Origin of the sequence: Cupriavidus sp. SK-3 (genome assembly GCF_000611145.1) — a bacterium.
GTDB lineage: Bacteria > Pseudomonadota > Gammaproteobacteria > Burkholderiales > Burkholderiaceae > Cupriavidus.
In genome coordinates, this window is record NZ_JFJV02000079.1 from 1,060 (window position 1) to 11,635 (window position 10,576).

The 10,576-nt window shown below is 62.2% G+C and carries 11 protein-coding genes and 1 pseudogene; 5 read left to right on the forward strand and 7 right to left on the reverse strand.

Annotation, left to right across the window (positions count from 1 at the left end):
- Positions 1-633: 633 nt before the first annotated feature.
- From CF70_RS35780 to CF70_RS08540, 7 genes are all read right to left on the reverse strand, one after another.
- On the reverse strand, positions 634-999 hold the full coding sequence (locus tag CF70_RS35780; RefSeq protein WP_152561738.1) for a hypothetical protein: 366 nt from the start codon (positions 997-999) through the stop codon (positions 634-636).
- Between the two features lie 14 nt (positions 1,000-1,013).
- Positions 1,014-1,727: a YoaK family protein gene (locus CF70_RS08515; protein ID WP_051648159.1), complete on the reverse strand. Its 714-nt coding sequence runs from the start codon at positions 1,725-1,727 to the stop codon at positions 1,014-1,016.
- Positions 1,728-1,770: 43 nt separating this feature from the next.
- A complete protein-coding gene (locus CF70_RS08520; protein ID WP_035863034.1) occupies positions 1,771-2,220 on the reverse strand; it encodes a DoxX family protein in 450 nt (149 codons plus the stop codon).
- A gap of 15 nt (positions 2,221-2,235) precedes the next feature.
- Positions 2,236-4,131: an amidohydrolase gene (locus tag CF70_RS08525; protein ID WP_035863036.1), complete on the reverse strand. Its 1,896-nt coding sequence runs from the start codon at positions 4,129-4,131 to the stop codon at positions 2,236-2,238.
- 147 nt (positions 4,132-4,278) lie between these two features.
- The gene (locus tag CF70_RS08530; protein WP_035863037.1) at positions 4,279-4,551 is read right to left on the reverse strand and encodes a XapX domain-containing protein; all 273 of its coding nucleotides are present in this window, start codon (positions 4,549-4,551) and stop codon (positions 4,279-4,281) included.
- Positions 4,552-4,625: 74 nt separating this feature from the next.
- Positions 4,626-5,318 (reverse strand): hydrolase, encoded by a 693-nt coding sequence (locus CF70_RS08535; protein WP_035863039.1) that lies wholly within the window; start codon positions 5,316-5,318, stop codon positions 4,626-4,628.
- A gap of 162 nt (positions 5,319-5,480) precedes the next feature.
- Positions 5,481-6,191: a pirin family protein gene (locus tag CF70_RS08540; protein ID WP_035863042.1), complete on the reverse strand. Its 711-nt coding sequence runs from the start codon at positions 6,189-6,191 to the stop codon at positions 5,481-5,483.
- 170 nt (positions 6,192-6,361) lie between these two features.
- Here CF70_RS08540 and CF70_RS08545 point away from each other — a divergent pair, with 170 nt between their 5' ends.
- The 5 genes and pseudogenes from CF70_RS08545 (at position 6,362) to CF70_RS34630 (ending at position 10,544) form a co-directional block, all read left to right on the forward strand.
- Entirely contained in the window at positions 6,362-7,297 is a 936-nt protein-coding gene (locus CF70_RS08545) for a LysR family transcriptional regulator (RefSeq protein WP_035863045.1), read from the forward strand.
- A 126-nt stretch (positions 7,298-7,423) separates the two neighbouring features.
- Positions 7,424-7,578, forward strand: a pseudogene (locus tag CF70_RS37550) (MBL fold metallo-hydrolase); the annotation flags it as partial.
- Positions 7,579-8,087: 509 nt separating this feature from the next.
- Positions 8,088-9,152, forward strand: a complete 1,065-nt coding sequence (gene amrS, locus CF70_RS08550; RefSeq protein ID WP_152561740.1) for an AmmeMemoRadiSam system radical SAM enzyme — start codon at positions 8,088-8,090, stop codon at positions 9,150-9,152.
- 474 nt (positions 9,153-9,626) lie between these two features.
- Entirely contained in the window at positions 9,627-9,998 is a 372-nt protein-coding gene (locus CF70_RS34625) for a DUF1924 domain-containing protein (protein ID WP_235184950.1), read from the forward strand.
- Positions 9,999-10,052: 54 nt separating this feature from the next.
- Complete coding sequence (locus CF70_RS34630) at positions 10,053-10,544, forward strand: diheme cytochrome c (protein ID WP_152561739.1); 492 nt, start codon at positions 10,053-10,055, stop codon at positions 10,542-10,544.
- The last annotated feature ends 32 nt before the right edge of the window (positions 10,545-10,576 follow it).

Genomic DNA, 10,576 nt, shown 5'->3' on the forward strand with positions numbered 1-10,576 from the left:
AGAGGCGGCGTAGCGTGGGGGCGGGTAGTGCAACGAGTCAAGCAGGCAGGGGATGCCGGGCTCGCGCTGTTGTTTGCCCTGAAAGCGGCGCGCGAAGCCATCAACCTCCGCCCGGATACGCCCGGCTACTTCCTGTTCGTCGGGACGGGATCGCATCGAGCCTTGGTCAGCGAGTTGACGGCCCGACGCAATCAGGCCTTCGCTGGCGCCACGTCAGTTGCGTATCCGGTCCTGGACCAGGATTACGTGGCGTACCTGCTTGATCGCCTAGCTGCGGAGGGATTCTCGTCACTGCCGTCATTCGACGTCGCTGTGAAGGCATTTCAGACGCTCGGCAACCGCCCTGAAGAAATGATCAAGGCTCTGAGGCAACTACACTTTCACCTACCGGCTGGGGCCAACCCAGACGAGCACTTGCCGGTGATTGCCAACATGCTACGGTCGGCCGCCGCGGACATTGAGATCATGAAGCTGGAGCAGCTCGGCGGTGTCCCGACAGCCGTCTTTGATCGGATCGCCTCGACTGACGGCGACGCCTGAGGCCTGTTCTCGGGAGAGGCGGCGGCAAGCTACTCCAAAGCCGTCGGACGTGAGGTCAAGGTGGAAGAGGTTCAGCCAGTCATCAATGAACTGCTAGCGACCAACCTGATCATGCGTAAGGGACATGGTATCTACGGTGTCACCGACCCCTTTGTCCAGGAGATCTGGCGCGAGCGGAAGTCCCTCGAAGGCAAGATCTAGTTCCGTCCGCAACGCCAAGCGCTGGCCAGCCAATATTGATCCCAGGTAGCCGATAAATTCCTCGAGCTTGCCGAGGAGCTTGGCCTCCTCGGGACTAGCCTCGGCATCCATATCCCAGCCCAGGCTTTCCAGTCGGCGCAACGCTTGATAGGGGCAGCCGTGCCATAGGTGCCACTTGGCGTCATGCAGCGCCTTGATCATTGCTGCATTGCTCGGGCCGTCGCCATCGCTAAAGGATTCGAGCCGGCCCTTGTTCATGGCCATGCCCTCCGTCAGATGAACTGCTTGCGAAAGGAAAGGCCGGCTAAGTACAGAACCGCCAGCACAAAAGGCAGCACACTCCAGAACCCGATGCGCATGTAGAGCATCGCCCCCAGAAGCGCACCCAGCACGAAGCCAGCCACAATGCTGCCGCTTTTCAGCAGGGCCAGGCCATGCTCGTGGCTGGACAGGCGCAGGTAGTTGGACAGGTCGATGCCGAACTGGGTGGTATTGCCCGTCATCATGGTGCTGGGGCTGATGTGCTTGATCAGCGTCTTGCTCGCCGTGTTGCGGATTGCCAAGGCCATCAGGCCCAGGCCGCCGGTCAGCGCTAGCATGCCAGCTCCGGGGTCGCGGAACGGTTCGAAGTAAAGGCCTGCCAGCATGAAGCCCGACAGGAACATGGCCTCCGCCACGAACAGCCAGCCGAGGGTCTTGTGGGACTGGCTGCAGCCGTCTATCCACATTTTGGCGAACATGACCGTGACAATGAACAGGGGAATGGCTCCCAGCTTGATCCACAAGCCTGCTCCACCCGTCACGAATGCCGCACCGGCGAGCACCAGGTTGCCGGTCACATGGGCCGTGAAAAAGCCCAGCAAAGCAATAAAGCCGATGGTATCAATGGCGCCACCCACGACGGTGAGCAGGACGGGGGCGCGGCACAGCGCCCAGAGGCCAGGGGCCCGGACGTCGGCCAGCGGCGATGGATTGATGGCAGTCATGAACGCATGTCTCCTCCAGGTACCAGCCGGCGGGTCACGGCTTTCAGTTCGCGGCCCGATTCTGCTGCAGATCCAGCCAGGCCACAAGCAGAAAGCCGCCGACCAAGCCCAGGTGCTCGAAAAAGGAGTTGGCCGCCATGAAGCGCTCCTGGCCTGCGGGCAGCTCCCAGAAGCGCAACGCCAAGAACGTGGCCAGCACCGTGAAGCCCGCCAGCGCCAGTGCGCCCAACCAACGCAGCCGCCCGGTCAGGATCAGCGCGGAAGCGCCCAGCTCCAGTGCAATCACCAGCGCCGCGAACACGGGCGCCGGAGACAGGCCGAAATGGCTCATCTCGCCAATGGCGCCCTGAAAGTCGACGAGCTTGACAAGTCCGCCCTGCAGATAGGCCGCGCACAAACCGAGATAGGCGAACCAGCGCAGCGCACGGCTGCCGAAGATGGGCCGTGCAGTCGATGCTAGACGATCTTCGATAGCCAGGCATGTTTTTGTCATCGCGGCGCTCCTGCCTCAAACCATCCAGCACGAGCAGCCCAGCGCGCCGAAAAAGCCTTGCAGGTCGGACGCCGGAGCGCTTGATGCCCAGGCATTGGCGTGGCTATGGCCGTGCAAGCCGCAGCTAGTACCGCAGCCGCAGGCGGCCATGTTGCGGGAGTTCACGGGCTGCAGCGAGTTCTTGCCCGCGCCCTCTGGCTCGCCCCAGGCCGCATAACCCTTGAAGGTGCGCGTAGGCGACCAGTCCGGCATAGCCGGCGGCAGCGGGTTGTCGTCTAGCGGCGCGAACTCGCCCTCTCCGTACACCACGCGCCCACCCACCACCGTTAGATGCGAAGTAAGGAAGGCGATCTCGTCCTCGGGAATGCCGAAGTAGTCCTTGCTAGGCACCATGAAGTCCGCCAACTGACCGACCTGAATACGCCCGCGCCGGCCTTCCTCGTTGGAGAACCAGGCTACGTTCTCAGTCCACATGCGCAGCGCAGTCTCGCGGTCGAGCAGATTGCGCTGCGGGTACAACTTCATGCCGCCCACGGTCTTGCCAGTGACCATCCACGATAGTGACACCCAGGGGTTGTACGAGGCGACGCGTGTGGCATCGCTGCCCGCGGAGACCTTGACGCCCTTGTCGAGCATGCGCTTGATGGGCGGAGTGGCCTCGGCCGCGCGCGCGCCATAGCGTTCGACGAAGTATTCGCCTTGGTAGGCCATGCGGTGCTGCACCGCGATGCCGCCGCCCAGCGCGGCGATGCGGTCAATGGATTTGTCGGATATGGTCTCGGCGTGGTCGAAAAACCAATTCAGACCATCAATTGGCGTGTCACGGTGCACCTTCTCGAACACGTCGAGCGCGCGCGAGATGGTTTCGTCGTAAGTGGCATGCAGGCGCCAGGGCCACTGGTTCTGCACCAGGATGCGTACGACCTCCTCCAGATCGCCTTCCATCTCGGGCGGCATGTCGGGGCGGGGCTGGCGGAAATCCTCGAAGTCGGCCGCGGAATACACCAGCATTTCGCCGGCGCCGTTGTGGCGGAAATAGTCGTCGCCCTGCTTGTACTTGACCGAGGACGTCCACTTGAGGAAATCCTCTTTCTCTTCTTTGGGCTTTTGCGTGAACAGGTTATAGGCCAGGCGCACGGTGATCTGGCCCGCGTCGGCCAGTTTCCGGATCACCTCGTAGTCTTCCGGGTAATTCTGGAAGCCGCCGCCCGCATCGATCACGCCGGTCACACCCAGGCGATTGAGTTCGCGCATGAAGTGACGCGTGGAATTGACCTGGTACTCCAGCGGCAGTTTAGGCCCCTTGGCCAAAGTGGCGTAGAGAATTGTGGCGTTGGGCTTGGCGATCAGCAAGCCGGTGGGATTGCCAGCGGTGTCGCGCACGATCTCGCCGCCGGGCGGTGCGGGCGTGTTCCTGGTATAGCCCACGGCGCGCAAGGCAGCACCATTGAGCAGTGCGCGGTCGTACAGATGCAGCAGGAATACGGGTGTGTCAGGCGCGATGGCGTTGATCTCTTCCAGCGTGGGCAGGCGCTTTTCGACGAACTGGTGCTCGGTGAAGCCGCCCACCACGCGCACCCACTGCGGCGCAGGGGTGACGGCCACCTGGCGTTTGAGCATGTCCAGCGCGTCGGCCAGCGAACGCACACCGTCCCAGCGCAGCTCCATGTTGTAGTTGAGGCCGCCGCGCACCACGTGGGTGTGGTTGTCGAATAGGCCGGGCAGCACGCTCCGGCGCTTCAGGTCGATCACCCGGGTGTTGGCGCCGGACTGCGCCAGCACCTCCTCGTCGGAGCCTACGGCCACGAACCGGCCGGCCTGGATGGCTACCGCCGTGGCGACTGGCCGGCTGCGGTCCAGCGTGGTGATCCGGGCGTTGTGGAAAATGAGGTCGGGACGGGAGTCGGACATGTTGGAGGCTCCGTTGGTGTCGGGAAACGCCCTATGCTACCGCGCGCCCGAAACGCCAGCGCAGAAGCAGCCTGCAAGGCTGCCTGGGGAACATATGGGCGGTCTGCCTGGGTCTCTGATGGTTCTAGATATCGTTGGAAAACCGATTTACGCGGATTCCTGCCTGTTCACAGGAGGTTTTTCGTTGTTCCCAGGCAATTGGCCCAGCACATGTGCGGTAGCCCTTGTTTGCTCGCAGGCTGTGCTGAAGGCCGCGCCGTGCAGCAATTGCTTGCCCACCGGGATGATCTGCTCGCCCAGCAGAATTCCCAACAGGCCCACCAGCGCCACCAGCGGCGGCGCCGGAGAGCGCACGCTCAGCAGGCTATAGATGACGCCGACCAGCAGGCCGGCGCCGAGTGACATGGCATAGAGTTTCATGGTCCGCCTCGGAAATCGGGAAATAGAGGAATCCCGCGGCATGCAGAAAGCGCACGCCACGGGGCGAACTCGCCTTACTTGGCCGGATTGGGCCCGATGCGTTCGCCATGCTGCACGCGCTCGGCTGCCTTGTGCACCATGGTGTAGGCATAGTCCACGCCCATGCCGTAGGCGCCGGAGTGCTCGCGCACGATGTCCATCACCGCGTCGTAGGTGTTCTTGCGCGCCCAGTCGCGTTGCCACTCCAGCAGCACCTGCTGCCAGGTCACGGGCACGACGCCAGCCTGCACCATGCGGTCCATGGCGTAGTTGTGCGCATCGAGCGAGGTGCCGCCCGAGGCATCGGCCACCATGTAGATCTCGTAGTCGGTGTCGTGCATGGCCGACAGGGCGAACCCGAGATTGCACACCTCGGTCCACAGGCCCGATACCACGATCTTCTTGCGGCCCTGAGCGGCATGCGCGGCGAGCGAATCGCGCACGTTCTGGTCGTCCCAGGAGTTCATCGAGGAACGCTCGAGGAGCTTGTGCTTAGGGAACACGGCCAGCAGTTCCGGATAGGTATGACCCGAGAAGCCCTCTGTTTCCACCGTCGTGATGGTGGCCGGGATGTCGAATACTTTGGCCGCCTTGGCCAGGCCGACGACGTTGTTCTTCAGGACCTGACGGTCGATGGACTGCACACCGAAGGCCATCTGCGGCTGCTGATCGATGAAGATGATCTGGCTGTTGTGCGGCGTCAGAACCTCAAGGTACTTGTTGGACATTGTCTCTTCCTTCATGGTGATGGGAGGGGGTAAAAGCGAAAAGGCGGCGGCATGCACCCGACACGGGACCGAGCGCCCCGCGCCAGACCAGATGACAGGGGCTGCCGCACAAAGGCCCCCGCCTCCGATGTCGTGTAGTGTGGAAAGCGTGCTACCAGCCGCTCAGGCCAGGTCGGCGGCATCCACCAGCACCAGTTCGGTGTCTTCGCTGGCGGTGACGGCAATGGCCTGCTCGCCGTGGATGGCGGCACCGTCCCGGGGGCTCAGTGGTACGCCGTTGACTTCGGCTTTGCCCTTGGCCAGCACCAGGTAGCCGTAGCGGCCGGTATCCGCAAAGCGGTATTCCACGGTTTCACCGGCCTTCACCGTGGCCCCCAGCACCCGGGCGTCGGCACGGATCGGCAAGGCTTCTTCGTCGCTGCCGATGCCGCTGGCCAGCGTCACGAACCGGCCCGCGCGGTCGTCCTTGGGAAAGGGCTTGGCGCCCCAGGAAGGCCACTCGCCCCGTTGGTTGGGAAGGATCCAGATCTGAAAGATGCGGGCAACTCCCGGCTCCAGGTTGTATTCGGAGTGGCGGATACCCGTGCCCGCGCTCATCACCTGCACATCGCCGGCCACCGTGCGTCCCTGGTTGCCCAGGTTATCGCGGTGGGTGATGGCGCCTTCACGCACATAGGTGATGATTTCCATGTCGGCGTGCGGATGGGACGGAAAGCCCGAACCCGGAGCAATGGTGTCGTCGTTCCACACCCGCAGCGCCCCCCAGTGCACGCGCTGCGGATCGTTGTATTCGGCAAAGGAAAAATGGTGCCTGGCGTCGAGCCAACCATGGTCGGCAGCACCCAGGCCTTCCAGAGGACGGCGTTCGATCATGGTGTGCTCCTAAGATCTCGTGAATGGAAGGAGCGAGTCTAGATACAGGGAATCACGACGAGAAGATAATCAATAGAATTCCATCCTTTCCGTTTTCTACATGATCAGATGTGCCCTGGCGCTGGCATATTTGCTAAGGGTGTCTCACCGTCCATTATTCGACCAATGCCATGAACAAACTGCCAGACCTGGAAGCGTGGGCTATCTTTGCCAAGGTCGCGGAAACCGGCTCGTTCGCCCGCACCGCGGCCGAGTTCTCGCTGTCGCAAGCCACGGTCTCCAAAGCCATCTCGAGGCTGGAGACACGCATGAAGACCGTGCTGTTCCACCGCACCTCGCGCCGCATGTCGCTAACCGCGAGCGGCCATGCGGCGCTGGAGCGCGCTGCGCGCATCCTTCGGGAAGGCCAGGCCGTGGAGGCCGAGGTGGCTGAGCAGTCCACCACCCTGAGAGGGGTGATACGCCTGTCCGCCCCCATGTCGTTCGGCATTGCACGCCTGGCTCCGGCCCTGCCCGGCTTTCTGCAGGCCCATCCCGACGTCAAACTAGACGTGCAGTTCAACGACAATCAGGTGGATCTGGTGGCCGACCGCTTCGATCTGGCCCTGCGCCTCGCCAACCTGGAAGATTCCAGCCTGCTGGCCCGCCAACTGTGCAAGGTGCAGATTCTGCTTGTGGGCTCGCCGGCCTACTTTGAACGCCATGGCCGGCCGTGCCACCCACGCGACCTCGCGCACCACAAGGCGCTGCAATACAGCTATGCGCGCAGCGGCGCCAACTGGCGCTTCCGGCATCCTCAGCACGGCGAATTCACCCAATCGATGGCCGTGCAATTGCAGGCCAACAATGCCGAGGCCCTGACGCCCGCCCTGCTGGCAGGGCTGGGCTTGGCGCTGCAACCAGCATTCCTGGTTTGGCAGGAGCTGCAGTCAGGCACGCTGGAGTCGGTGATGGAAGACTGGCAAGTGGAGCCGATAGCGCTGCATATCCTGACCCCGCCAGGCCGCAACCGCCCCGCGCGCGTGCAGGCCCTCATCGAACACCTGGCAAAATCCTTCGCCAGCGAACCGTGGGCAGGCGTGGCAGAGCTCGTAGGCCGCTTTTGAGCTGATGGGGCAACGTGCCAAAGAAATCCCCCACTGGCCGCGCCCGACTGAAACTAGCGAGCATCCTTTGAGCAGCGGCTTGCCGTTCATCGAGCGCGGGAAGCAGTCGTTGCGGAGGAGGAAGCGCTCTTCATCGGCGACCTGAAGGGCAGGGCTATCCACGTGCCTGGTCATACCCCGCCGACATGGCTTAGCAGATCGGGGATGCCGTGTTCGTCCGCGATACGCTGTTCATGCCGGATGTCGGCACGGCCCGTTGCGACATTCCGGGTGGCAGTGCGCCAGTGATGGTCGCAGCGTGGTGCCCGCTGACAGGGTATTACCTCCCTGTGGATTGGCGCCCCTGACAGCGTCAAATGGCCGTTCCAGCTTCAGGAGCTGTCATTGAAGCATTGCTACCGAAATAACTGTTTTGGGTCGTTCTCTGCCACTCAGGCTCCCGGCCCTTGATCACTCAAGTCCACGGCGCAGTCTTCCGGAACGCCGAGCAGGCAAAGGGACTTCGCTGGAGTTTCGAGACACACCCCTCCGCACGCGGCGCTCGCTTAAAATAAGCTCTAGGATGATGTTGTCGGCATGCTGAATCCGAGACTCGGAACTCCATTCAGCCGGTGACACGACCCTGGCCGCCTGTTTCTCCGAGTCTGCATACCGGCGAGGTGACAAGGTGCTGGGCAATCCTGGGAGAATGGCAACTACCCGGCCAGGTAAGGGATGAGAATGCAGGGCATGGCCCCTGTACGGAGACGGAACCATGAAGGATGCGCCATCTCCAGCGCCCTATCCGGGCATGTATCCCGGTCGCTACTGGCATTTCCTGGACGACGGCCGCATGCAGTGCGACCTTTGCCCGCGCCACTGCCGCCTGCATGACGAGCAGCGCGGAGCTTGCTTCGTGCGCCAACGGCTTGGCGGCCGCATGCTGCTGACCGCCTATGGCCGCTCATCGGGCTTCTGCATCGACCCGATCGAAAAAAAGCCGCTCAACCACTTCTATCCGGGCAGCGCTGTCCTGTCGTTCGGCACGGCCGGCTGCAACCTGGCCTGCAAGTTTTGCCAGAACTGGGACATCAGCAAATCGCGGGAGATGGAAACTCTCGCCGATGCGGCAATGCCCGATGCCATTGCCAATTCGGCAGCGGCCCATGGTTGCAAGAGCGTGGCTTTTACCTACAACGACCCGGTGATTTTCGCCGAATACGCAATGGACGTTGCCGATGCCTGCCACGAGCTCGGCATCATGGCGGTGGCGGTGACCGCCGGGTATATGGGCGCGCAGGCCCGGCGCGATTTCTATGCCAGGATGGACGCGGTAAACGTCGACCTGAAAGGCTTCACCGACGCGTTCTATGTTGCATTCACCGGTGCGCACTTGCAGCCGGTGCTGGAGACGCTCCAGTACCTGAAGCACGAAACCGACGTCTGGTTCGAGATCACGACGTTGATAATCCCGGGCAAGAACGACGGCGATGAGGAGATCCGGGCGGAAGCCCAGTGGATTGCAAGGGAACTGGGCACCGACATCCCGCTGCACTTCACGGGATTCCATCCCGACTACAAGATGCGCGACGTGCCGCCGACGCCAATCTCCACCCTTACGCATGCCCGCAAGCTCGCAATCGAGGAGGGTCTGCGCTATGTGTACACAGGCAACGTCCACGATACAGCAGGCGCAACCACTTACTGCCCCGCCTGCCGAACTCCGCTGATCGTGCGCGACTGGCATGCCATCGAAAACTATCGCCTCACACCCACCGGCGCCTGCCCCGACTGCTTTGCGCCGGTGGCAGGTCGCTTCGGGCATTTCGAGCATCACTTCGGGCGGCGACGGATTCCTGTACACATCGGCTTGTAGGCCGATGCTCCACCGTACTGCAACGCGATGGCCTGATCAGGCTCTCCTGAATGTGATTTGGCGCGAGTCGAGGGATGGCCGGGATTCGCAGATATCTTAAGATTTATGCTCTGTAGAGCATAAGGGCGTATCCCGGCCATCCCTCAGCGTGGGGCTGCACCGCCAGGCCACGCCGAGGACGGCAGTGTGTAGGCAATCCTGCGGTTTTTCCTCCTCGCGCCAGCGGGCATCCACGCGCAGCTTGGAGGTCCGGCGGATAGTCCTGTGCCCTGGGTCAGGACGGCCCGTTTGCGCGAATTGGCTTGGGACGTGGCGGAGTTGAGGTGCGCTTGCACGATCAACCAGTAGCCCGTGAGTCAGGGCTATTCCCAGCTTAAGAAAACCCTAAGAATTCGCCGGCATCATGGCAATCAAGGAGCTGTCATGATGCCAACGCCGAGATACATAGCCTTTCTTCGGCCTATCGCCGTTGCGATGGGGTTGCTTAGTACTACCCCGTCACTGGTTGCCCAAGCGGCGACGCCAACGGAACTGCAGTCGGGGTATACGGCCAAAGCCGGGGCTCCTGCCGTGGCGGCTCGCGGCCAGCAAATCTTTACGGCCAACCACGGGCGAGAATGGAGTTGTGCTTCATGTCACGGTGCGGTACCCACGCAAAGCGGAAAGCACGCTGTAACAGGCAAACCCATAGGCGCGCTTGCACCGGCTTTCAACCCTGAGAGATTCACCGACGCGGCAAAGGTCGAAAAATGGTTTCGTCGCAACTGCAATGATGTCGTAGGGCGTGAATGTACGGCCGGTGAGAAGGCCGATGTATTGAGTTGGTTGCTGACTTTAAAGCCTTGAGTTCCCGAAGCCTGATGAGACCTGGTAAGCCTCTGACAGAGAGAGATGGATAGCATGCCAATTCTTCGACCTTGTTGCCTCGTCCACCAAGTACTGGTGGGCCTGAGCACTGCATTGTGGGTCAGCCACGGGGCATTGGCAGATGACGACCGGCGCCTTCAGCTAACACAGCTGTTGCCCAGGTACCAGCAGGAATGTGCTGCCTGCCACGTGGCCTACCCACCGGGTATGTTGCCATCCGGCTCCTGGCAGCATCTGCTGAACAGCCTGCCGCACCACTACGGCACGGATGCCTCGCTTGACGCGGCAACAGTAAAGCAGCTTGCGGGCTGGCTCACTGAAAACGCTGGCACCTATAAGCCCGTTCGCGAATTGCCACCTGAAGACCGTATTACCCGTACTGGCTGGTTTATCCGAAAGCACGATGAGATCCCTTCATCGGTATGGCTTCGCCCAGCGGTGAAGAGCGCCGCCAACTGTGCCGCATGTCACACGCGCGCCAATCAAGGAGACTTTAATGAGCACTACGTCCGCATCCCCCGCTAATCCATGCGGTTATACACATCTTTGACCGATCA

What these genes read in the sequence shown, in the direction of transcription:
- CF70_RS35780 (WP_152561738.1), bottom strand. Translation starts at nt 999, where the DNA reads ATGAACAAGGGCCGGCTCGAATCCTTTAGCGATGGCGACGGCCCGAGC.
- CF70_RS08515 (WP_051648159.1), bottom strand. Translation starts at nt 1,727, where the DNA reads ATGACTGCCATCAATCCATCGCCGCTGGCCGACGTCCGGGCCCCTGGC.
- CF70_RS08520 (WP_035863034.1), bottom strand. Translation starts at nt 2,220, where the DNA reads ATGACAAAAACATGCCTGGCTATCGAAGATCGTCTAGCATCGACTGCA.
- CF70_RS08525 (WP_035863036.1), bottom strand. Translation starts at nt 4,131, where the DNA reads ATGTCCGACTCCCGTCCCGACCTCATTTTCCACAACGCCCGGATCACC.
- CF70_RS08530 (WP_035863037.1), bottom strand. Translation starts at nt 4,551, where the DNA reads ATGAAACTCTATGCCATGTCACTCGGCGCCGGCCTGCTGGTCGGCGTC.
- CF70_RS08535 (WP_035863039.1), bottom strand. Translation starts at nt 5,318, where the DNA reads ATGTCCAACAAGTACCTTGAGGTTCTGACGCCGCACAACAGCCAGATC.
- CF70_RS08540 (WP_035863042.1), bottom strand. Translation starts at nt 6,191, where the DNA reads ATGATCGAACGCCGTCCTCTGGAAGGCCTGGGTGCTGCCGACCATGGT.
- CF70_RS08545 (WP_035863045.1), top strand. Translation starts at nt 6,362, where the DNA reads ATGAACAAACTGCCAGACCTGGAAGCGTGGGCTATCTTTGCCAAGGTC.
- amrS (WP_152561740.1), top strand. Translation starts at nt 8,088, where the DNA reads ATGTATCCCGGTCGCTACTGGCATTTCCTGGACGACGGCCGCATGCAG.
- CF70_RS34625 (WP_235184950.1), top strand. Translation starts at nt 9,627, where the DNA reads ATGGGGTTGCTTAGTACTACCCCGTCACTGGTTGCCCAAGCGGCGACG.
- CF70_RS34630 (WP_152561739.1), top strand. Translation starts at nt 10,053, where the DNA reads ATGCCAATTCTTCGACCTTGTTGCCTCGTCCACCAAGTACTGGTGGGC.